At 59.8% G+C, this 23,123-nt stretch carries 19 protein-coding genes; 10 read left to right on the forward strand and 9 right to left on the reverse strand.

Annotated elements, in window-relative coordinates:
* Positions 1-38 precede the first annotated feature (38 nt).
* The 7 genes from AC1RLZ_RS19900 to hpaE all read right to left on the reverse strand — a co-directional run bounded on the left by AC1RLZ_RS19900 (position 39) and on the right by hpaE (position 9,038).
* The gene (locus AC1RLZ_RS19900; RefSeq protein ID WP_493190029.1) at positions 39-1,703 is read right to left on the reverse strand and encodes an FAD-dependent oxidoreductase; all 1,665 of its coding nucleotides are present in this window, start codon (positions 1,701-1,703) and stop codon (positions 39-41) included.
* 36 nt (positions 1,704-1,739) lie between these two features.
* Positions 1,740-2,942: an FAD-dependent monooxygenase gene (locus AC1RLZ_RS19905; RefSeq protein WP_493190030.1), complete on the reverse strand. Its 1,203-nt coding sequence runs from the start codon at positions 2,940-2,942 to the stop codon at positions 1,740-1,742.
* 28 nt (positions 2,943-2,970) lie between these two features.
* On the reverse strand, positions 2,971-4,410 hold the full coding sequence (locus tag AC1RLZ_RS19910; RefSeq protein WP_493190031.1) for an FAD-binding oxidoreductase: 1,440 nt from the start codon (positions 4,408-4,410) through the stop codon (positions 2,971-2,973).
* A 137-nt stretch (positions 4,411-4,547) separates the two neighbouring features.
* Entirely contained in the window at positions 4,548-5,324 is a 777-nt protein-coding gene (locus tag AC1RLZ_RS19915) for an IclR family transcriptional regulator (protein WP_493190032.1), read from the reverse strand.
* Between the two features lie 275 nt (positions 5,325-5,599).
* Complete coding sequence (locus AC1RLZ_RS19920; protein ID WP_493190033.1) at positions 5,600-6,472, reverse strand: fumarylacetoacetate hydrolase family protein; 873 nt, start codon at positions 6,470-6,472, stop codon at positions 5,600-5,602.
* Between the two features lie 54 nt (positions 6,473-6,526).
* On the reverse strand, positions 6,527-7,507 hold the full coding sequence (gene hpaD / locus AC1RLZ_RS19925) for a 3,4-dihydroxyphenylacetate 2,3-dioxygenase (RefSeq protein ID WP_493190034.1): 981 nt from the start codon (positions 7,505-7,507) through the stop codon (positions 6,527-6,529).
* A gap of 13 nt (positions 7,508-7,520) precedes the next feature.
* On the reverse strand, positions 7,521-9,038 hold the full coding sequence (gene hpaE, locus AC1RLZ_RS19930) for a 5-carboxymethyl-2-hydroxymuconate semialdehyde dehydrogenase (RefSeq protein WP_493190035.1): 1,518 nt from the start codon (positions 9,036-9,038) through the stop codon (positions 7,521-7,523).
* 312 nt (positions 9,039-9,350) lie between these two features.
* On the opposite strand from hpaE, the gene AC1RLZ_RS19935 reads away from it, so the two are divergent.
* From AC1RLZ_RS19935 to AC1RLZ_RS19945, 3 genes are all read left to right on the forward strand, one after another.
* Positions 9,351-10,208 (forward strand): ABC transporter ATP-binding protein, encoded by an 858-nt coding sequence (locus AC1RLZ_RS19935; RefSeq protein WP_493190036.1) that lies wholly within the window; start codon positions 9,351-9,353, stop codon positions 10,206-10,208.
* Positions 10,205-11,041 carry an ABC transporter permease gene (locus AC1RLZ_RS19940; RefSeq protein WP_493190037.1) on the forward strand — a complete coding sequence of 279 codons (837 nt, stop codon included), beginning with the start codon at positions 10,205-10,207 and terminating at the stop codon, positions 11,039-11,041. Before AC1RLZ_RS19935 ends, AC1RLZ_RS19940 begins: the two co-directional genes overlap by 4 nt.
* Positions 11,042-11,110: 69 nt before the next feature.
* A complete protein-coding gene (locus tag AC1RLZ_RS19945) occupies positions 11,111-12,016 on the forward strand; it encodes a Bug family tripartite tricarboxylate transporter substrate binding protein (protein WP_493190038.1) in 906 nt (301 codons plus the stop codon).
* A 13-nt stretch (positions 12,017-12,029) separates the two neighbouring features.
* On the opposite strand, the gene AC1RLZ_RS19950 is transcribed toward AC1RLZ_RS19945, so the two are convergent.
* The gene (locus tag AC1RLZ_RS19950) at positions 12,030-13,454 is read right to left on the reverse strand and encodes an aldehyde dehydrogenase family protein (protein WP_493190039.1); all 1,425 of its coding nucleotides are present in this window, start codon (positions 13,452-13,454) and stop codon (positions 12,030-12,032) included.
* A 19-nt stretch (positions 13,455-13,473) separates the two neighbouring features.
* Positions 13,474-15,099 carry a thiamine pyrophosphate-dependent enzyme gene (locus AC1RLZ_RS19955; RefSeq protein WP_493190040.1) on the reverse strand — a complete coding sequence of 542 codons (1,626 nt, stop codon included), beginning with the start codon at positions 15,097-15,099 and terminating at the stop codon, positions 13,474-13,476.
* Between the two features lie 130 nt (positions 15,100-15,229).
* Between AC1RLZ_RS19955 and AC1RLZ_RS19960 the strand changes: the two genes are divergently transcribed.
* The 7 genes from AC1RLZ_RS19960 (at position 15,230) to AC1RLZ_RS19990 (ending at position 23,123) form a co-directional block, all read left to right on the forward strand.
* Positions 15,230-16,417 carry an alpha-hydroxy acid oxidase gene (locus AC1RLZ_RS19960; protein WP_493190041.1) on the forward strand — a complete coding sequence of 396 codons (1,188 nt, stop codon included), beginning with the start codon at positions 15,230-15,232 and terminating at the stop codon, positions 16,415-16,417.
* A 99-nt stretch (positions 16,418-16,516) separates the two neighbouring features.
* On the forward strand, positions 16,517-17,560 hold the full coding sequence (locus tag AC1RLZ_RS19965) for an ABC transporter substrate-binding protein (protein ID WP_493190042.1): 1,044 nt from the start codon (positions 16,517-16,519) through the stop codon (positions 17,558-17,560).
* 106 nt (positions 17,561-17,666) lie between these two features.
* On the forward strand, positions 17,667-18,887 hold the full coding sequence (locus AC1RLZ_RS19970; protein ID WP_493190043.1) for an ABC transporter substrate-binding protein: 1,221 nt from the start codon (positions 17,667-17,669) through the stop codon (positions 18,885-18,887).
* Between the two features lie 166 nt (positions 18,888-19,053).
* Positions 19,054-19,857, forward strand: coding sequence for an SDR family NAD(P)-dependent oxidoreductase (locus tag AC1RLZ_RS19975; RefSeq protein ID WP_493190044.1), 804 nt, complete (start codon positions 19,054-19,056; stop codon positions 19,855-19,857).
* Positions 19,858-20,127: 270 nt separating this feature from the next.
* Positions 20,128-20,451, forward strand: coding sequence for a 2Fe-2S iron-sulfur cluster-binding protein (locus tag AC1RLZ_RS19980; protein WP_493190045.1), 324 nt, complete (start codon positions 20,128-20,130; stop codon positions 20,449-20,451).
* Positions 20,448-21,692 (forward strand): NAD(P)/FAD-dependent oxidoreductase, encoded by a 1,245-nt coding sequence (locus AC1RLZ_RS19985; protein WP_493190046.1) that lies wholly within the window; start codon positions 20,448-20,450, stop codon positions 21,690-21,692. Before AC1RLZ_RS19980 ends, AC1RLZ_RS19985 begins: the two co-directional genes overlap by 4 nt.
* Before the next feature lie 84 nt (positions 21,693-21,776).
* Positions 21,777-23,123, forward strand: coding sequence for an aromatic ring-hydroxylating oxygenase subunit alpha (locus AC1RLZ_RS19990; protein ID WP_493190047.1), 1,347 nt, complete (start codon positions 21,777-21,779; stop codon positions 23,121-23,123).

Consider the following 23,123-nt stretch of genomic DNA (forward strand, 5'->3'; position numbering starts at 1 on the left):
GCATCCTGAGCGGCCACCCGGTGGGTGGCCGTTTGACCTTAGGCCGCCGCGACGCCGCGGAGTTTTGCGACAAGCGCGGCGGCGTCGGCCGGGACCATATCTCCGCGCCACGCCACATGAAGGTCGCTTCGCGCTAGCACAAGCTTGTGGCGATAGGCGTCTGGAATGTTGTCGGCGTCGATGTCGAGCAAGACCATCGGCACGCCTTGCGCCTGCGCGGGGGTCATCAGCGGATCGACGTCCACCTCTGCTGAGAAGCGCAACAGCGTATAATACGGCCCGAACGCATCGTAGAGCGAGCGACCGTCCTTCAGCCAGAGGTGCGGGACCCGGGCGCCCGGAGCAGTCGAGGGTGTGAAAGCGCCCATCGAATAGGGCGGTGCCGCCTCGCCGTCATAGGCGATGATCGGTGACTGATCGTAGAAATACCCGAAATTCAGGCCGGCGCAGCAATATTGCTGAACATTGAGGTCATAGACCGAACGGCCCATGGTCGCGCGCAGGGCCGCGGCGTCGGCCGTATCGGCTTCGATCTCCGGCGGGATGGTGCGCCGTGTCTTGTTCATCTCGATCGCGTGGTTCATCGCGAAATGCGACACCTGATCGGTGATCGGCATGCGTTCGGCTTCATAGGCGCCGAGAATATCCGTATCGGCCCAGCCGCGCAGCACGCTGGCCAACATCCAGGCCAGATTTGTCGCATCGGCAATGCCGGCATTCATGCCATAGCCGGCATAGGGCACCCACAGATGGCTGGCATCGCCGCAGATGAAGACGTGCCCCTGTCTGAACTTGTCGGCCATCAGGCGGCGGCCGATCCAGTCTTCCTTGCTGATCGTTTCATATTCAAACGATGCATCGACACCGAGAATGGTGCGAATCGCCTGATCGCGGTCGATGCCCTCGAAATCCTCGATGCCGTCGCGCAGATAGGCATGGACCAGCCATGTGGACAGGCCGTCGATGGCATAGACATTTCCGGGGTGGCGGGGATTGAGCGCAAACGTCGCCCAGGCAGGCACGTCGCCGCGCTGTTCGAGCATGCCGCGCAGGCTCGGCGCACGAATATAGGTGGACTGAACGCGTTGCAGCACCGGATCGCCGCTCAGCGTCGCGCCGATGCCCTTGCGCACCATCGAGGCGCCGCCATCACAGCCGATCATGTAACGGCAGCTGATGTCGATCTCTGTGTCGTCATCGAGATGGCGTGCCTGCGCAGTGACATGGTCGGCACTCTGATCGAATGCGACAAGCGCGGTCCGATTGAGGATGCGGACATCCGGTTGCGCTTCCAGATGATCGAACAGCACCGGTTCGAGATAGATCTGGTTGATCCGATGCGGAGGCTCCGGCGTTGGCCACCAGGTGTCCGGTCCATCCTTGGCCGTATAGCGGTCATTGCGGCACGGGATTGGAATGCGGGTGAGTTCGATGCCGAGAAAGGACGTGCGATAGGCGATGTCATTGGGATAATCGGCGGGCAGGCCGGTGTTGCGGACTTTGTCGACCACGCCGAGGCGACGGAAGATCTCCATGGAGCGCGCCGCGACGTGATTGCATTTGACGCTGGGCAGTTCGCCGCGGCTGCGCCGCTCGAGCACGATGACCTTGACGCCGCGTTGCGCGAGATCGGTGGCCAGGACCAGGCCGACCGGGCCGGCGCCGACTACCAGCACATCGGCGTGAAGTTTCGTTGCCGTCATTTGTCTCCGTCCCTTGCTCGATAATGACGTGTCGCGTTAGGCGGACACGTTTGCTGCGACACAATCGTAGCGGAAAAGCCAGTCATAGCGATCGCGGACTTTGTCTTCATTCCATTGCGTCGAGACATAGCGATGGGCGTCGTCGCGATCGAGCAGCGTTTCGTTGTGAAAAAGCTGACGGTTACGGTCCGCCAGTTCAACGCATTTGTTGGCGCGCGGCAGCCGCAGCGTCTCGTAGCTGGTCACAGCCGCGGCGATGTCGGCTGGATACTCCGCGATGCAGCGTGCGATGATCAGGCCGTCCTCGATCGCCATCACCGCCCCCTGGGCCATGAACGGCAGCATCGAATGGGCAGCGTCGCCGAGCAGCACGGTGCGCCCCCTCGACCAGGATTGCAGCGTCGGCCGGCTCATCAATGCCCATCGGTAATGGACATCGATGCTGTCGATCAAGGCGTGCACGTCGTCGTGCCAGCCGGCGAAATCCGCCGAACATTGCTCGCGGCTGCCCTTCGCCGTCCAAGACTCGGTGGTCCAGTCGTCGGTTTCGACGACGCCGACGAAGTTCATCAACTCACCGCGCCGCAAGGGATAGGTGACGACATGACGTCCGGGGCCGACCCAATTACACCCGACCGGCGCGCGCAGTCGATCGGGCAGCTTGGCGGCTTCGACCACGCCGCGCCATGCGATGCATCCGGTGAAGACCGGATTGGTCTGTCCGACCACGTGCGATCTGACGCGGGAATGGATGCCGTCGGCTCCGATCAGCAACCGTCCCGCTACGGTCAGGCCGTCCTGCAGGACGGCGGTGACGGTGTCAGCATCGTCGATGACATCCGTGACCTTGGCATTCAGCCGGATCGCGCCCGGCGCCGCGGCGTTGATGGCATTGGCCAGCACCATCTGCAGATCGCCACGATGAAACATCAGATAGGGGTAGCCATATTCGGCGAGCGATGTTGCTCCAAGATCGAACAGGGACCAGCTCTCGCCGCTGTTCCAGAGCCGAATCTGCTTGGCGCTCGGCGTGACTGCGACGTCGGATAGTGCAGCCTCAAGTCCGAGATCATACAGCACACGCGTGCCGTTCGGACTGATCTGGACGCCGGCGCCCAGTTCGCGCAGCTGCTCGGCCTGCTCCAGAAGGATGACCGGGATGCCCCGACGAATGAGCGCCAGGGCTGCGGTCAATCCTCCGATGCCGCCACCGGCGATCAGGATCTGTGCTTCATCCATATTTTTGCTCCGGTGGACGATTGCTGTCTTACGACGAATGCTCGGGAAGGAATTTCCCGGGATTCATCGTGCCGGTGGGGTCCATAGCGTCCCGGATCCACCGCATCAATTTCAGTTCAGTGTCGCTCTTCTGGTGATGCATCTCGTCGCGATGCAGCTGCCCGATGCCGTGTTCGGCGCTCACCGTGCCGCCAAGCCGCCAGACCACCTCATTGGCGGCCTGTTCGATCGCCGCTTTCTTCGCCAGGAAAGCTGCCGCCTGTTGCTGCGGCGGCTGGCAGGCGCTGAAGTGGAGGTTGCCGTCGCCGAGATGGCCGAAAGCAAAGCAAACGACATCGGGAGCGATGCGGGAAATTGCATCGACGAGCTGATGATACAGATCCGGAACACGGCCGAGGGGCACGGCAAAATCGAAACGGACGGAGGCGCCGAGATGACGATGCAGGTCGGAGAACGAGTCCCGGATCTCCCATAGCCGAGCTTCCTGCGCGGACGATTGTGCTACAATCGCGTCGGCGCAGATGCCGTCTTCGAGTGCCTGCGATACCGCGACCTCAAGCGTTTCGCTGACGTCCATTTGCCCGGCCAGACGACACAGAATGTACCATTCGGACGACAAGTCGATCGGCGGTTGACAATTAAGTAATTTATCACAGCTCCCGCGAATGCCCATCGCGGGCAAAAGCTCAATGGCCGAGAGTTGGCCGCTTGCCGTTCCCATCATCAGTTCACTGAAAGCTGTGGCCGCTTCCAGTGACGCCAACGCGACCAACGCCGTCGCACTCGTCTTCTCTTCGGGATGCAGCTTCAATGACGCGGCGGTGATAATTCCGAGCGTGCCCTCGGATCCGACGAAGAGGTTCTTCAAATCGAAGCCCGAATTGTCTTTGCGAAGGCTGCGGAGGCCAGACCAGAGCGAACCATCGGGCATAACGACTTCGAGTCCCAGAGTGAGGTCTCGGCATGAGCCGTAACGCACCACGCCCATGCCGCCAGCATTTGTGGCCAACGCGCCTCCGATCGTTGCAGAGTCGCGCGCCCCGAAATCCAGCCCGAAATGTCGACCTGCCGATCTTGCGGCGTACTGAATGCTGGCAATGGTACAGCCGGATTCGGCGGTGATCGACCATGCGGATGGATCGATGTGGCGGATCGCATTTAAATTTGTGGTCGAGAGAATGATCGAGGGTGAGCCTGACGGTGCGGGAACGGCACCGCCGCAAAGCGATGTGTTGCCACCCTGTGGCACAACCGCGTAGCCGCACGTACCGGCGAAGCGCATGATCTCCTGCACATCCTTGACGGTTTTCGGCCGCGCCAGTCCAACCGCGTCACCGCGATACCAGCCCCGATAATCCGCGCAATGAGATTCGATGACCGCAGGATCTGTCAGAATCAGGCTTGTTTCGACAAGCGCCGCAGCGCTGTCTGCAAGCGTTGATAAGCGCTTCTCGCCGAGGCTTTTCACCTGATCGTTCCTCCTCGATATTGAGAGAGGAAGTATCATGTGAAAGGGCGCGAGTCCAACACGTGAACTCTCGTCTCTGATCTATATGATCGGCGGCGGCGAAACTTATACCATAGTCGACGGCCCGCTAATTCACGTTAGCCGCGTGCCACCTTTGCAGGACGTTTCGTAGGTGCGGGTGCTTCGTAGCCGAGCAATGTCGAGATCCGCTGGCCGGCGTTGCGGACGAGGCGCGCGAATTCGGCGATCTTCTCTTCGCTCACGCGTGCGCTCGGCCCGTAGAGACCGACGGAACCGACGACCAAACCGCGATGATCGAAATAGGGGGCTGCAACGGCGATCGCGCCGACGAAAATCTCGCCCCGGCTGATCGTGTATCCGTTATGCGCAGCCGCGCCCAATGCGTCCTCAAGATGCAAACGTTGTTTGTCCTTCGGGAGATTTTGGAGGAATTCGGCCTGTCGTTCCGGAGGCATGAACGCGAGCATCGCTTTGCCGGTCGCGCCCTGCGCCACTTTCAGCGAGTCCCCGACGCCGCGACTGATCGACAGGACATGTCGGCTCTCGCATTCTAGGATGCAGATGCCGAGATCTTCTTCCAGCCGGAAAAGTGCAGCTGTTTCACCGGTCACGTCGCGAAGTTCCTCCAGCACGGGCCTGGCGACATTGACGACCTCAAGACCTTTCAGCCAGATATGAGACAGCTTCATCACGCCATGGGCGAGTTTGAAGCGCTGCGGATCTCCCTCTGCGTAAATCAGGCCGCGGCTCGAGAGCGTGTGCAAAAGTCGATAAAGAGTCGGACGGCTGAGATCGACGCGCTTCTGGATGTCTATGACGCTCATCGCAGGCTGATCGGCGGTGAAGCACTGCAGAATGGCAATTGCGCGATCCACTGCGCGGACGCTGGACATTCCAGCGTCCGAATCCACCGTCTCTTCGGGAGGCAATTTTTTCAGTTTGGCCATCTCATCCTGCGAAGTATCTGCGATGCTGCAGAGTGCACAGTACTAGATGGACCGAGGGAGCGACAGCCTAACGATCGAGCATTTAGTTGAAAACGCTCAAAATTTCCGGATCACCCTTTGTTCGAGGTGCGGACTCCGCTCAAAAAAGGCGTTAAGAAGGAAAGTGATCCTGCTCAACGCCGCTTGGAACGTGGTTTTGTCCTAGATCCGCGTTGTTAGAATCAATACTGGGCTACCCCGTTTTTAAGCAAACCGATACCATCAGCTTCGACTTCCACGGCATCACCCGGCTTCAGCCATACCGGGGGGTCCATGCGTGCACCGGCTCCGGTTGGCGTTCCCGTAACAATGATGTCGCCAGGGACCAAGGTGGTAAATGTCGAAATGTAGGAAATCAGCATCCTGAACGGGAAAATCATTCGGCCGGTCCGATCGTTCTGGCGCACCTCGCCATTCACCCGCGTGGTAAGTTGGATGTCGGCGATCTGTGCTTCACTGGCGAACGGTACCAGCCATGGTCCGATTGATCCCGATGCATCGAAGTTCTTGCCCTGGGTCACGTTGAACTTGGCATGCCGCACCCAGTCGCGCACCGTGCCTTCATTACACAATGTCAGCGCGGCGACGTGATCCAGCGCACGATCCTCGGTGATCTTGCGGCCGGCCTTGCCGATGACAAGAACGATTTCGCCCTCGTAATCCAGCTGCGGGGATTCGGTCGGGCGAACCAGTGGCTGGTAATGCCCGGTGAATGACCGTGCAAAGCGCGGAAACAGCGACGGCTTCGACGGCGCGGCCTGGCCGTCCTTGTACTCTTCATTGCGGTCGGGATAGTTGACGCCGACGCAGATGATCTTCTCCGCGTTCGGCACCGGCAAGACATGCTTGAACTGATCGGGACCGATGTCTTCCGACAGTCCTGCAGCGGCCTCGACCAGCTGCGGCAACGCGCCGTCCGTCAGGGCGTCTTTCAGGGTTGGCCAGCGATCGGCATGCCTAGACGACAGGTCAATAAAGCCGCGATCGGTTGGCACGCCGTAAATCAGCTTTTTATTCGACTGCACCGTTGTGATGCGACCGTGTTGATTGCTCATTCTGCATCCTTCTGTGGGAAGCATCCGCGCACAATACGCCGATGCTTCGGATTATCACGGTGCGACGATGGGTTGGGCGGCAAGGACCGATGCGCGAACATCCGCACCATCGAACTGGCTGCCTTCCTCGAACCACGATTTTGGTGCGGGTGCGCCCCACAATGTCTGTCGCTGCGGGTCTTTCAGATCCCACTTGATCGGTTCGAGGTCGGGATCCACGGTCTGATAGTCCGAACAGTAGATCTCGATGCGATGTCCATCGGGATCACGAATATATAGGAAGAACGCATTGGAAATACCGTGGCGTCCCGGGCCACGCTCAATATTGTCGACCCAGCCAGTCGTCGCCATCAGATCGCAAAGATCGATGATGTTGAGCGGGGTGGGGACCCAGAACGCAGTGTGGTGCAGACGGGGGCCGCGTCCGTTGGTAAATGCAATGTCGTGCACGCCACCTTTGCGATGCGTCCAGGCGGCCCATAGACGTCCGGTTTCCTCATCTTCCGTATACTCGGTCACTCGGAAGCCGATCTCATTATAGAATGCGACCGAAGCATCGACATCGGGCGAGAAGCAGTTGAAGTGATCGATACGGAGCGGCTTCACGCCTTTGTATAGAGCGTATTTCTGATGGATCGGGGCAAGGCGGTCCATTTTCGCGTAGAACTCGAGCGGGATGCCATGCGGATCGCGGGTCCGGAATGTCCGCGACTGATAGGGGCGCTCGATCCAATCGACCGGAAGCTCCTTTGCCTTGAAGAAATGCGCGGCCTTCTCGAGGTCCTCGTCGGAGAAGACCTTGAATCCGAGCTCGCCAGCGACGGCGTTGCCTGCCTTCTTGAGCACGATGCAGTGATGGCCACGCTCTTCGAGGGCGCGAAGATAGATGGTGTCGGCGGTTTCGTCCGTTACCTGCAGGCCGAGCGTGTCGACATAGAACGCGCGCGACCGTGCGAGGTCGGTCACCGACAGTTCGATGTGGCTGAGGCGAATGATGTTGAAGGTCGGAGTTAAATTTGGTTTTGGAATCGGCATCGGTGCGTCCTGATCAGAGAGCGAGTTTCTGGATAGGCTGGGGAACGGTGGCAAAAGCGATGTTCTTCGTCTCCATATAGAAATCGAATGACCAGTCGCCGCCGTCGCGGCCAATGCCGGATTCTTTGGTGCCGCCGAAGGGCGATGGAAGATGGCGCACATTCTCCGAGTTCACCCAGATCATGCCCGCATTCAGCCCGTTCGAGAAACGGAATGCGCGCGTCACATCGGATGTCCAGAGATAACCGGTGAGGCCATATTTGGTGTCGTTCGCAATGCTGAGGGCTTCGGTTTCGTCCTTGAACGAAATGGCGCTGAGCACCGGTCCAAAGATTTCCTCTTGGGCAATGCGCATGTCGTTACGGACGCCGGTGAACAGCGTGGGAGCCACATAGCAGCCGCCGCCGGGGCCATTCACCTTCTCGCCGCCAGCAGCAAGCGTCGCGCCGCCCTGACGCCCGGCCTCGATCAGCTCCAGCACCTTGCGTTCATGGACCGGGTGGATCAGCGGGCCGACGACCGTCTTGGGATCGAGCGGATGTCCGACTGGAATGCGCTTGGCCTTGTTCGCCACCAGCTTGGTGAAGGCGTCATAGACATTTTCCTGCACCAGCAGGCGCGATGACGAGGTGCAGCGTTCGCCGTTCAGCGAGTAGATCATGAACACTGCCGCATCGGCGGCGCGTTCGAGATCGGCATCGTCGAACACGATCACGGGGTTCTTGCCGCCGAGCTCGAAATGGACGCGCTTCAGCGTATCGGCGCCTTGCTTCATGATCATCGAGCCGGTGCGGCTCTCGCCAACGAAACCGATGGCCTTGATATCCGGATGTTCGGTGAGCGCTCTGCCGGCTTCCTCGCCGAGCCCGTTGACCAGATTCCACACGCCCTTCGGCAGTCCGGCTTCTTCAGCGATTTCGACTAGCAGCCTGGCGGTGAGGGGAGAGAATTCGGCCGGCTTGTGGACAACCGTGCAACCCGCGGCAAGCGCCGGCGCGATTTTCCAGGTCGACAGCATGAACGGCGTGTTCCACGGCGTGATCACGCCAACCGGGCCGATTGGCTGCCGGGTCGTCATGTTCACCTGACCCGGTGCCTGCAATGCGCGACCATCGCGCGCTTCGGGCGCGCGGTCGGCGAAGAAACGGAAGTTCTCGGCACCGCGCAGCGCCGCCTTGGCCATGAATTTCAGCGACTGTCCGGTGTCCATACATTCGACGAATGCAATTTCCTCCGCACGCGCGACGATCGCATCCGCCACCTTGTGCAGGATGGCCTTGCGCTTCTGTCCGTCGATTGTAGCCCAGGACTCGAACGCATTGCGTGCAGCAGCGACTGCAGCGTCGACATCTTCGCGCTTGCTGCGTGCAACCTTTGCCAGCACCGACAGGTCGATGGGGGAGATCGTCTCGAACGTCTCGCCGTCGCGCGCTGCAACAGGCTCACCATTGATATGATTGAGGACGCCGTTTTCCTTAAAACGCGCCAGATAACCGTTTGCCTTGCTCAGGTTTTCTTCAAGTGACGCCATCATTCCGATCCTTCTTCGAGCGTTCGCATCCCAGATGTTTAACATGTTAAGCAAATTGGCGTGCTCATCCGCAACCGCCGGATTTGCGAGGACAGTCACGCGATAACTTGACTTCTCTCAATTCTCTAAATATTAGAAAATGACAATGATGTCCATAGAATGGACATTGGGGGAATGGAAACGGTTCCAAGTCGGGAAGAGACCTCTGGCAAGAGGTCGTTAGGTCAACCGACCTCCGACCTGAGCACCGATACTTTGCGTGCAGATTTCGCTGGTCATCAGCGTCATTTGCGAAAGTCGGAGGAGAGTTGGATGGCCTTGCAATCGCCGAACGCAGTTAAGTATCGGCAAGACCGCGTCCTGACGCCGGCGTTTGCCAGAATCCGTTTCAATGACGTCCACAAGCAGTTTCGCGCGGGAAACCGGGTCTTCAAGGCCATCGATGGGGTTTCGCTCGAAATCCCCGACGGCTCGTTCTTTGTCATTGTCGGCCCCAGCGGCTGCGGCAAGACCACATTGCTGCGCATGCTCGCCGGTCTCGAACGTCCAAGCATGGGATCGGTTGAATGCGCCCAGACCAATGGTCAACCGCCGCGCATGTCCATGGTGTTTCAGGGCGATGCGATCTTCCCGTGGATGACGGTGTGGGACAACACCGCCTATGCATTGAAGCTACGCCAGGCGCCGAAGGCCGAAATCAACGACATTGTTGGTCACTATCTCAATCGCACCGGTCTGACGAAATTCGCCCAAGCCTATCCGCATCAGCTTTCGGGCGGCATGAAGCAGCGCGTGTCGATTGCTCGCGCATTCGCCAATGATCCCGAAATCCTGCTGATGGACGAGCCATTCTCCGCACTCGATGAGCAGAACAAGACGTTGCTGCAGGACGAGCTGCTGAAGATCTGGGACGGAACGGGAAAGACCGTGCTTTTCATCACACATAGCGTCGATGAGGCGGTCACACTTGGCGACAAGATCATGGTGATGACCGCAAATCCCGGGCGCATCAAGGCAATCGAAGATGTCTCGTTCCCGCGCCCGCGCAATGTCATCGATCTGCGCGCGCAGCCTGAGTATGGCGAGATGGTCTATCGGATCTGGGGCCATCTCCGCGACGAAGTGCAGCAGGCGCGACGATTGAGCGAAGCGAAGGAGATTGGAGCATGAGCCTTGCGAATGAACGATCCGATTTCGTAGCGATCGCCACGGCCCCGAAAGGCGAGGGGCGCGGATTGCGCATCGGTGGTCTTTTTGCCGAGCGCTTGATGACCATCGTGTCACCCATAGCGCTTTTGCTGATTTGGGAATGCTGTGGGCGTCTGGGCTTTCTCGATCAGCGATTTTTTCCGGTGCCATCGACGATCTTCGAGGCGCTTGGCCGCGCCGCGCAGTCGGGCGCGCTGTGGAAGAACACTTATGCCAGCTTGCAGAGGCTGGGGATTGGCTTCGTCGTCGGCGGTGTCCCGGCGCTGATCATCGGCGCGACGATGGGCCTGTCAAGAACGTTCCGGATCATCGTCGATCCGTTGATCGCCGCCACATATCCGATCCCGAAGAGCGCGATCCTGCCGCTGCTGCTGCTGATCTTCGGTCTTGGTGAAGGCTCCAAGATCGCCATGGTCGCGATCGGTGTGTTCTACCCGGTCGTGATCAACACGCTCGCCGGCGTGCTTTCCATCAACAAGGTCTATTTCGAGGTCGGAAAACACTTCCGCGCCGGCCGCTGGCAGACTTTCAGAACCATCGCGCTGCCGGGTGCTCTGCCGCTCATCATGACCGGCATCAAGCTCGGTCTCGGCCTGGGTCTGGTTCTGATCGCGCTGGCCGAGATGGTCGGGGCGAGCGAGGGCCTTGGCTACATGATCTGGAATTCGTGGGAACTGATGTCGGTCGACACGATGTATGCCGGAATTCTGGTCATCGCGCTGATCGGCTTCCTGCTGACGGTCATGCTGAATGAAATCGAACGTTTGATTGTTCCTTGGGCTTCGAACCGCTAAGTATCATTGGAGGACAATGTGCTCGACCGTAGAACCTTCTTGCTTTCGTCTCTTGCTACGACTGTGTCCATGCCTGCATGGAGCTTGCCTTCGGCGCCGGTGACGATGATCGTGCCGTTTGCGCCTGGAGCCTCCGCCGACGGAGTCGCGCGGCTGGTCGGCAGTCACTTCTCGGATGGTGGCAAGGCCACCGTGGTCGTGGAAAATCGACCGGGAGGCGGTGGAGCGACCGGCCTGATCGCGGTGTCGCGCGCGAAGCCGGACGGTCTGACGGTCGGCATCGGCGCAACAGGCGCCATGGTGATCAATCCGCATGTGGAGGGCGCGCCGAAATTCGATCCGCTCACCCAGCTCAAGGCAATCGCCAAGCTGGTCGACATTCCGCTGGTTCTGGTGGCGTCGCCGTCGTCGGGCCTGAAGACCATCGATGACGTCGTTACGAAATCGAAAGCGAGCAGCGATGGGTTCAACTTCGGCTCGACTGGCGTCAACTCATCGCAGCATCTGTCGATCGAACTTCTCAAGCAGATAACCGGTGCGCGTCTGACTCATGTGCCCTATCGGGGCAGTTCGCCCGCGGTCACCGATCTGCTCGGCGGCCAGCTGACGCTGGCCTGCGTTGATCTGACCTCGGCCACCGAACATATCAAAGCTGGTACTCTGGTCGCGATCGGCGTCACGGCGAACAAGCGCTATTCGTCGGCACCGGACATCAAGAGCTTTGCGGAGCAGGGTATCCCGAATTTCGACGTCCCGGCCTGGCTCGGCATATTCGCGCCGGTCGGCGTCCCCGAGGATGTGATTGCGGATTATGCGCGTGAACTGTCCGCTGCGACGTCAGATGCGACCGTGAAGTCCCGCATCGCAACGCTCGCCTGCGAACCGGCATTTCTCGGCTCGAACGATTTTGCGGCGTTCCTCGCCACTCAATCCGGGAAAATGAAGAAGGTCGTCGAGGCGGTGGGGGCGAAGTAGCCCCCATCACTTTTTATGCGGTGGCCGCGGCGCCGTGAACGACGTGGTATTCCAGGCACTCTTCCAGGCCAAACTTGCCGTTTTCGCGGCCGTAACCGGACCTCTTCACACCACCGAACGGCGCAAGGAAATTCTGAGGTGCGCCGTTGACGTTGACCTGGCCGGTGTGGAAGCGCTGTGCGATCCGCACCGCCGCCTGGTGGTCCGCGGACCATACGCTTCCGGACAGGCCGTAAGCGGTGCCATTGGCGATGGCGACGGCCTCGTCCTCATCACGATAAGCGATCACCGACAGGACCGGACCGAACAACTCTTGCTGCGCGACCTTCATCGACGGCTTGACGTCGAACAGCACTGTCGGCTGCACGAAAAAGCCCTTCTGCGGCAATGATACATTCGGGCTTCGCAATGCCGTAGCGCCTTCGGTCACGGCCTGTGCAACCTCGGCTTCGATGTGAAGCTGCTGCCGCCGGGTGGCGACGGGGCCGAGACGCGACGTCTCCAGCGCAGGATCGCCGCAGGTCCAGTTCTCCAGCTCTTTCGCGCAGATCTCTTTCACCGCGCCGACCAGGCTTTCGGGAATCAACAGGCGCGTCTGGGCCACGCAGGTCTGGCCGCTGCTCGCGAAACAGGACAACAGTACCGCGGGGATCGCGCGATCGAGCGGAGCGTCGGCGCAAATGAGCGCAGCGGACTTTCCGCCGAGTTCGAGCACCACGCGTTTCCCGTGACGGCCCGCAGCCTCTGCGACGGCGAGGCCAACGCGCTCAGAGCCCGTGAAACTGATCATATCGATGTCAGCATGGCCGCACAAAGCAGCGCCGACGTCTGCCTCGCCCCAGATCAGGTTGAATGCGCCGGCAGGCACGCCGGCGGCCTTGAGCGCGTCCGCGAACAGAACGGCAGTGGTCGGGGCGAGTTCGCTGGCCTTGAGCACGACCGTGCATCCGGCTGCCAGCGCAGGGATGACTTTGGCCACGATCTGGTGGAGCGGAGCATTCCACGGGGTGATCGCTGCGATCACACCGACGGGGACCCGGCTGACCAGCGACGTGCCCATGAATTCCGACCACTTCATCGCCTTCATCGCCTCGATGGCGACAGCGCCGTTCTGGAGCGGCATCGGCAGCAGCAGTCGGCGCCCGAGCCATGTCGGAATGCCGACCTCGTCGGTCATGCAGGCAATGAACGGCTCGGACCGCGCCTTCATCTCCTCCATGCAACGTTCGAGAATGACGGCGCGCTCGGCGGGCGCAACCGCGCGCCAGGCGGATAGCGCTTGCCGTGCAGCGGTGACCGCCGCATCGACATCGTCGTTCGAGGCATGACGGACCGTTGCGAATTCGGCCTCGGTGGTCGGATTGGTCAGGGTTGTGTGACCGCTCCCGCGGGCTGCAGACCAATCGCCTGCAATGAAATTATTCGCAAATGAATGCATGGAAAACCTCTGCACGGTATCAGCGTGGCTTGGAGGCGAAGGGCGGCGGCACCAGTCGCAGCAGATGCCACGGGCTCGGCATCGGCTTGACCGGAATCTCGACCAGCAGTGGGCCTTTTTCGTTTCGTCGGCGATGCAGCAACGCAGCCAATTCATCCGGCGAAGTGAGCCGTGCGAATGGGATGTCGAAGGCATCGGCGAGCCGGTCGTATTTCGGATTGTGCAATTCGACGCCGAATTCGTGGCCGAACTGATCCTGCTGCATCTTGCGAACATTGCCGAAGTGGCCGTCATTGAAAACGATCACGGTGACATTGAGATTGTATTTGCTTGCGGTCGCGAGCTCTTGGATGTTCCAGCCGAAGCCGCCATCGCCATTGATGCTGACGACCATGCGATCCGGATTCGCGACGGAGGCGCCAAGCGCGGTCGGAAAACCGTAGCCGAGGGTGCCCTGATAGCCAGGTGTAATGAATGTGTTGGGCTGGTAGACGGGATAGGCAAGCCGGGCGAAATAGCCGACTTGCGTCAGTTCGTTGACGAGAATGCCGTCCTCGGGGATGCCATCGCGCAGGGCGCGAACCCAGGCGCCTTGCGGTTCGATATCCGTCATCAGGTCGCGGGCGCGGCCCCGAATGGCTTCGAAGTCGAGCGGAACGCCGGTTCGGCGATCGCAAGCCGCAGTGAGCGCCGACAAAGCCGACTTGCAGTCAGCCTGAATACCGAGGTTGCACTGGCGCGGCGCGGACCACGCATCGGCATCGAGGTTGACGAAAATGTAGGTCTTGCCGTCGGCCGGCCAGGAGGGCTTGCCCTGGGCGGTATCGACGAAGCGGCTGCCGACCACGAGAATAACGTCACTCTTGGGGAAGATTTCACGTCCTTCGAGCGTGTTGAGCGCGAGCGGGTGACGATCCGACAGTGCGCCGCGGCCGTTCTCGCCAGTCACCACCGGCATCTGCAGTTTCTCAGCCAGTTCCTGCAGCTGCGCCGAAGCGCGTGCAGCCAGCAGGCCACCGCCGACATAACAGACAGGGAATTGGGCCTTTGAAAGCAGTTCGGCGGCCTTCGCAATCGCCTGGGCGTCGGGGGCTGCCGGTTCGTTCGCGACCGGATCGCTGATGCTCACTTCGTCGGTGGTGCTCAGAATGTCATGCGAGACTTCGATGCCGACCGGGAGCGGGCGACCGCTCGTGACTTCGTGGAATGCCTTGCGGATCGTGTCGGGGACCGCGGCGACCGTATCGGCACGGCCCTGCCATTTGGTAACGGATCCCAGAATGGCCGACTGGCCACGCACTTCATGCAGCAGGCCAAGGCCCTTGCCGACCGCGGGGGAGAAGATGTCTCCGGAGATGCAGACGACGCGCGAGTTGCAGGCATAAGCGGTCGATAGACCGGCCATCGCATTCAGCAGCCCCGGGCCGGGCACCACCATGCAGACCCCGACTTTGTCGGAGGTTCTGGCATAGCCATCGGCCATATAGGATGTTGCCTGCTCGTGGCGCGTGACAACGAACTGAACCTGATCGGATACCTTCCGCAAACCATCGACCGCCCAGTCGAGCTGCACGCCGGGGACACCGAACACGTGCTGCACTCCCTCGCGCACCAGCTGGTTGGCGAGGGCATCTCCACCGGTCATCCGCATATTCTGTCACCTTCTTTAAGGGCCTAGATAGGGCAGGCCTAGCAACTTGTGAGAATGATGTCCAACAGATAGACATTGCGAGCCGTGATCGGCGCCCGTGGATCTCGCTCTGGAGTTCGCTTCTGTGACGACAGGACAACGAAAATCAGCACTCTGCCTGGATGATTTCGCTTCGCTCGCCGCCCGGCGACTGCCGCGCATGCTTCACGGCTTCATCGAGAGTGGCTCAGAGCGCGGAGCGTCCATGACCGAGAATGCAGAAAGCTTCCGGGCTTTTGCATTTCAGCCATCGGTATTGACCGGCCAGTGGGAGCGTTCGCAGGCAAGAACGATCCTGGGCCGATCCTACGCTGCTCCGTTCGGCATCGCTCCCATGGGGGCTGCGGCGCTATGCGCCTTCGAGGCGGATGTTGCGATTGCGAGCGCCGCGCAACGAGCCAATATCCCGATGATCGTCAGCGGATCATCTTTGGTGCCGATCGAGCGCATTGCGGCGCGCGCGCCGGGCGTCTGGTATCAAGGGTATCTCACGGTCGACGATGACGTGACGTTTCCGTTGCTCGATCGCGTCGCGGCTGCGGGCATCGATACTTTCGTGCTGACAGTCGATTGCCCGGTTCCTGCCAACCGGGAAGCCAATCTCCGGAACGGTTTCGACATTCCGGTTCGTCCGAGCGCGCATCTCGTGGCGCAGGCTGCAATGCGGCCGCGCTGGCTGATCTCGACCTTCCTCCGTGCTTATCTGACGCATGGTCCCATGCGGTTTTGCAATCTGCAGACCGGGCCGGGGCCGTCGATATTTGCGCGCGTGTCGCCAGGAGGAGCGCGTCGCCGCGATCGTTTTTCCTGGGAGCATTTTGCGCGCCTGCGTGCGCGTTGGCAGGGCCGTCTGGTGGTCAAAGGGATCTTGTCGCCGGGAGATGCGGCACGGGCTGTCGATGCCGGGGCCGATGCCATCTACATATCCAATCACGGTGGACGACAACTCGATGGCGCGGTGGCGCCGATCGGCGTCTTACCGGCGATTAAAGCCGCGGTGGGGCGGACTCCGGTGTTCGTCGATGGTGCAGTGCGACGCGGCACCGATGTGCTCAAGGCGCTCGCATTGGGCGCCGATTTTGTTTTCGTCGGGCGTCCGTTTCTTCACGCCGTGTCCTCGGGCGGTGAGGATATGGTCGCTCATGCCATTGATCTCTTGAAACAAGAGATCGATCGCGACATGGCGCTGATTGGCTTGGGCGCACTCGATGGGCTGCAACCGAGCATGCTGTCGCCATCATTTCAGAGCCAACGCCAGCTTCCGAACAGTTGATCCTGTTTTGAGCCGGTTGACACAGCTCAAATCGCCACCCCTTATTCGCTCACAGGAATGATTAACGTGTCCATCCAATGGACATCAAGGGAGGGTACTATGAGTCTATTGCGTTGGGGTTGGCTTGTTACGACTATTTTCGCGGCAGTCGCGCTACCGGGCCAGCGGGCGGGGCATGCAGAGGAAGTGGTGAAGATCGGAGTGCTGGGTACTACCAGCGATCTGCCGATGTATCTCGCGCAACAGGAAGGTTTCTTCAAGAATGAAGGCATCCGGCTCGATATCGTACCGTTCAAATCAGGCGCTCAGATGGTTGCGCCGCTCGGCACCGGGCAGCTCGATGCGACCGCGGGCATCGTGGCATCCGGCCTATATAATCTGTCGGGCAGGGGCGTTGATTTCAAGATCGTCTCCGATCGCGGCTCATTGCGTGCGGGTTTCGGCTACTATCGCCTATTGTTGCGCAAGGACATTGCCGAGGGCGGCAAGTACAAAACATATGCCGATCTGAAGGGGATGAAGATTGGCACCCAGTCCAGGGGTGGCCCTGCTGAGTCAACTCTTAATCAGGTGCTGAAGCTCGGCGGTCTGACCTATGACGACGTCACGCCGGTCTATCTCGGTCATGCCGATATGATTGCGGGCCTTGGCAACAAGGCGATCGATGCCGGTTTCTTCACGGAGCCTCATGCGTCAATCGCGCTTCGCAACGGATCCGGTGTCGAGATAGCAACTGGCGACAAGGTCGATACCAACGGTAATCTCGGCGTAATCATCTACGGGTCGAAATTCATGAAAGATCGCCCCGTTGCCGCAGACGCTTTCATGCGCGCTTTTCTGCGCGGATGTCGCATGGTCAACGACGCCTACAGCAAGGGCAAGCTTGATGATGGCGAATTGGGCACCAAGGTGGTCGCCGCCTATCAGAGCGCGTTCGACATCAAGGATACCGCGCTCGTGCGGTCTATGAATCCGAGCGGCTGCGATCCGAATGGTCGGCCCGATATGAACAAGCTGCAGGAAGCCTATGACTTCTTCAAGTCGCGTGGCTTGATCGAGGGCAAAACGCAAGTCAGCGATCTGCTTCAATTCGACTACGCCGACAGGGCCATGAAAGCGCTCGGTCCTTACAAGAAGCCTTGAACAACAATTTCTGCAACGTTGGGGGTTGATCGGAATCCCGCGTTGATCTATTTGGAATGGACAAGATGTCCATTGAGCGGACAAGAGACTGCGGAGGAGCCTACGTATGCGATGGTCAAAACAGCTTTATAGCGGTGCAATTGCCGCGGCAGTGGCCGGCATGGCGTTGGCGTCATCGGGAGCCTCTGCACAAGGCATCTCAGATGACACTGTCAAAATCGGTGTTCTTGGCGATTACGGCGGCGGCAAAGATCTAGGGGGGCCGGGATCGGTGACCGCCGCCAAACTCGCGGCTGCCGATTTCGACGGCAAGATCCTAGGAAAGCCGGTTGAAATTGTTTCTGCGGATCATCAGGGCAAGCCGGATACTGGGATCGCCATCGCACGTAGATGGTTCGATATCGAAAAGGTCGATGCCGTCACCGATCTCGCCGTCAGCTCGGTGGGACTGGCGGTAGCTGGACTCGCAACGCAGGCCAATCGTGCCGCGCTTATTTCTGGAGCGGCAACATCCGATCTGACCGGATCGCAATGTTCGCCCATCATCACTCATTGGGCGGACGATACTTATGCGCTTTCCAAAGGTATCGTGCCTGAAGTTGCAAAGCGGCTTGGAAAAGACTGGTTCTTCGTCGCGGTAGATTATTCTTTCGGAACGGCGATGATGCGCGATGCCACCGACGCCATCAAAACGAATGGCGGCAAGGTGCTCGGCAATGCGCGCTATCCGTACCAGACGCCGGATTTTTCGTCCTATCTCCTCACGGCTCAGTCATCGGGAGCCAAGGTAATCGCTTTGGCGAGCACTGGCGGCGACACGGTGAACGCTGTGAAACAGGCGCACGAATTTGGCATTACCGAAGCCGGACAGTCGATCGTCGGCATGCTGACTTTCATCGCCGACATTCATTCGGTCGGACTGAAAGACGCGCAGGGCATGTATCTCGCCGAACAATATTACTGGGACGAGAACGATGCGTCGCGTGCATTCGCAAAGCGTTTCTTTGACATCGAGAAGCGCATGCCGACGAAATTGCAGGCGGCGACCTATGCATCTGTGAAAAACTACTTGCAGGCGATCAAGGATGTCGGGACCGATGAGGCGAAGGTGGTCAACGCGCAGATGCGCAAGATGAACATCGATTTCTTCGGCAAGCCTGCGCATATCCGTCGCGACGGCCGCGTGATTTACGATCTTAATCTCTACAAGGTGAAGGCCCCCGGCGACAGCAAGTATCCGTGGGACTATTACGAGAAGATCGCAACGATCCCAGGCGATCAGGCGTTCCGTCCGGAAGCGGACGGCGGTTGCTCACTGGTAAACTAGCGCCGCGTGATGCGGCGTCCTCCCGAGACTGCCGGCGACATCCGTCGCCGGCATTTTTTTTGAAATACGAATCGAGGTTTGACGTGACTGATGCGAGCAGGTTCTCGCTTCAAGGACGATCGGAAAATCCGATGGCCAGTGCACGTTGCGATAAGCAAACCTGAGAATGGAGTACTGCATGACTACGACAAGTGGGATCGTGACCGAATCGAAGGTGAACTTGACCGGGCGAGTCGCAATCGTGACCGGTGCAGCTCAGGGGATTGGTGCTGTCTATGCACGCTATCTTGCTGCAGCGGGTTGTCACACGGTTGTTTCGGACGTCAATCGCGAGCTTGGAGAGAAGGTCGCAGCCGATCTTGTGCGGGACGGAGTTTCAGCCGAATTCGTTCAGATCAATGTGGGCGACGAGAGGGAAGTCACGTCCGCTGTCGATCAGGTCGCCGCCAGCCGAGGCAAGGTAGATATCCTGGTCAACAATGCCGCACTGTTTTCCGCACTGACCAAAAAGCCGTTCGAAGAAATTTCGCATGAAGAGTGGCGCACGGTCATGCTCGTTAATGTCGATGGCACGTTTCTGATGAGCAAGGCCGTCTCGCCCCACATGCGTCGCCAGAAATACGGGCGCATCATCAATATCTCCTCGACCACTTATCCGATGGGGCGGACCAGCTATCTGCACTATGTCACGTCGAAAGCTGCGGTTGTCGGCATTACCCGCTCGACGGCGCGCGAACTCGGCGAGCATGGCGTCACGGTTAATGCCATCATGCCGACGTTGATCGAAACGGGGGTGCCGACAAACGTCGTGAACGCCGCAACTTTCGACTATATTTTGGAAAAGCAGAGCATCAAGCGGACCGGTCAGCCGGAAGATCTGGCGCGGGTGCTGCTGTTCTTGGCGTCTTTCGAGAGCGGCTTCATCACGGGGCAAACGATCGCAGTTGATGGCGGCGGTATCCACCTGTGACCGGTCTTTCTAGAATGGTGCAACGCATCAGTCGGTACGCAGTGTTCCGCTGGGTGATACGGACACGGCGCCAGATTGGTCGCATCTATCGGGAAGAAGCAGCCCTCATGGCGCAGCATGATTTCGGAGCATGAGGCTGTGCCGAGGGCGGAGGTCGGGGCACGTGTTTCTCGGCCTCTCGTGCTTGACTTTGCGTCCGAATAGCACGATCTAGTTTTGAGACGAATGTCCATCAGATAGACGTGACCGAAGGGGCACCGGAATCAGCCAATGCCGACGCTTAAGATCATCAACGCCGACGGAACCGAACATGTTGTCGATGCCGAAGAGGGCATCAGCGTCATGCAGGCAGCGCTAACCAACGGGGTTCCTGGGGTTCTCGCCGAATGCGGCGGCGCCGCGTCCTGCGCCACCTGTCATGTTTATGTTGATGAAGCATGGGTGGCGCGGTGCGGACCGCCGGGCGACGACGAGAATGACATGCTCGATTGTGCTGCGAGCGAACGTCAGCCGAACAGTCGCCTGAGCTGCCAGATCGATTTGACGGCAGAACTCGACGGATTGATCGTACGCACGCCGGAGACGCAGTCATGACGAAGCCGGGCGTTGTCATCGTCGGCGCAGGGCAGGGGGGCATTCAGGCCGCCGTGTCGCTGCGCGAGGCAGGCTATGGCGGGTCCGTCATCGTCCTGAACGACGAAGCTGCTGCGCCCTATCAGCGTCCACCGCTCTCCAAGGCCTTCATGCTGCACAAGGTCGAGGCCGCCGGCCTGCAGCTTCGCAGCGGCGATTTCTACACCAAGATGAATATCGAGCTTCGTAGCGCCCGTGCGACGTCGATCGATCGGAGCGGGCGCGTGGTGGTGTGCGAGGGCGGCGACAGAATTTCCTATGAAACGCTTATTCTTGCCACCGGTGGACGCAACCGGTCGCTGAACGTACCGGGTGCCGATTATCGCGGTGTGTTCTCGCTGCGGTCGATCGAAGATGCAGCGCGGTTGCGTGAGACGTTGAGCGAGGCGCGGCAGGTGGCCGTGGTCGGAGCAGGTTTCATCGGGCTCGAATTTGCCGCGGTAGCTGCGGCGAATGGCGCGTCGGTTCATGTTGTTGAGGCTGGCGATCGCCCCATGGCGCGCGCGGTGTCGCCGGAGGTGTCGCGCTACTTCACCGATGCACATAAGCGCAACGGGACTGTTTTTACCTTTGGTGATACGGTGTCGTCGCTCCATGGCGCTGGCAATGCGGTGAGCTCCGTTCGGACCGCGAAGGAAATAGAGATTCCGGCGGATCTCGTTGTGCTCGGGATCGGGCTGCAGGCCAATGATGGCCTTGCGGCAGAGGCCGGGCTCGCGACCGATAACGGGATCATCGTCAATGCGCATTTGGTGACCGACGATCCTCATATCTATGCCATCGGCGATTGCGCGGTTCATCCAAATCCGTTCGCGCAAGGCATGGCGCGGGTCGAATCGGTTCAGAATGCGGTCGACCAGGGGCGCTGCGTTGCCGCCACGATCACGGGAAGTTCGTTGGCCTATGCCGCGGTGCCCTGGTTCTGGAGCGATCAAGGCAAGGACAAGCTGCAGATTGCCGGGATTGGCGGGGTCGGCGACGAGGTTGTCGTTTTGGGCGACGTCGAGAGTGGACGCTTTTCGGCGTTTCGGTTTCGCGGTGGGTTGTTGGCTTGCGTCGAGTCCGTCAACAAAGCGGCAGACCATATGGCGGCACGAACGCTACTCAAGAAGGGGCAGTTGGATCGCGTCACGCCGCAAGACGTCGCCGCCCCTGATTTTCAGTTGAAGCAATATGCCGCCAAGGAGGTTGTCGATGCCTGACGCTTGTGACGCCCGGCGCGGATGCGCCGACGATACCGAGTTTTCTATCGTCCTGCGGGACGAGCAACATCCGGAGTGGAGAGCATGTCTCAGAAGCATGAAATCGATAAACTCGTCGATCTGAACAAAGGCTTCATCAGCCGAGAGCTCTTTGTCGACGCCGATCTCTACAAGACCGAGCTGGACAAGGTTTTCACTCGCGCCTGGCTGATGGTCGGCCACGAGAGCCTGGTTCCCAATCCTGGCGATTTTTACAGCTCACGCATGGGGGAAGAATCCGTCATCCTGTGCCGCGACAAAAAGGGCGTAATTCACGTCTTCCTGAATTCCTGTCGCCATCGCGGCATGAAAGTTTGTCGCTACGAGTCCGGCAACACATCGCTGTTCACGTGCCCCTATCACAGCTGGACCTACACCACCGACGGCAAGCTGCAGGGCGTTCCGCTGTACAAGACCCTGTATGATGGCGTGCTCGATCGTGAGGCCAATTCCCTGGTCGAAGTCGCGCAGCTGCACAATTACAAGGGCTCGATCTGGGCGACCTGGGACAAGGATGCCCCGGATTTTCTTACCTATCTCGGCGATGCCAAGGTGCATCTCGATCTCGCGCTCGATTGCCGCGATGGTCGCGAAGGCGGATCGGAAGTTATCGGTGTCCACAAGTGGGTGTTTCCGGCCAATTGGAAATTTGCCGCGGAAAACTTCCTCGGCGATACCTATCATAATCCGAGCCATCGCTCGGTGGATTTGATCGGCATTGGTCCTAGCGCGGCCGCCGGTAAGAAAGGCCGCCGCGATAACGAGCTGGAAAAGGCGCAGCATGTCTGGATCAGCTTTCAGGGCGGCCATGGCGTGCACAGCGCAATCCAGCCCGAAGACCACGAATATCTCGAGTCCTATCTCGATAACCCGGTGCTCGAAGAATACTTCAAGCATTGCTTCGAAGAGCGACGTCGGCGGCTGGGTGACCAGTCGAAACTGGTGCCGTTTGTCGGCACGATCTTCCCGAACACGTCCTATCACGGCGGTCAGCCGCGCAGCCTCTGCGCGTGGCACCCGCACAGCCCGACTTCGACCGAAGGATGGCGCTTCTTCCTTGTCGACAAGGATGCGCCGGCCGCGGTGAAGGATTATCTGCGCCGTTACTACATGCGCTATTCGGGCCCTGCAGGCATGACCGAGCAGGATGACATGGAGAACTGGCTCTATGCGACTTCCGCAAGCACCGGCACCGTCGCGCGGCGCTATCCGTTCAACTATCAGCAGTCCATGGGCGCCTATACCGATGACCACAAGCTCGGCGGCGATGTTAGCCTGCAGATCACTGAGCAGATCGCGCGCGGCTTCTACAAAGGCTGGTCGCAATATATGAGCGATGCAAAATGGTCGGAGATATTTGCATCGACCGCCAATCGGCAGGCAGCGGAGTGA

Source organism: Tardiphaga sp. GW822-FHT04G09 (genome assembly GCF_058800725.1).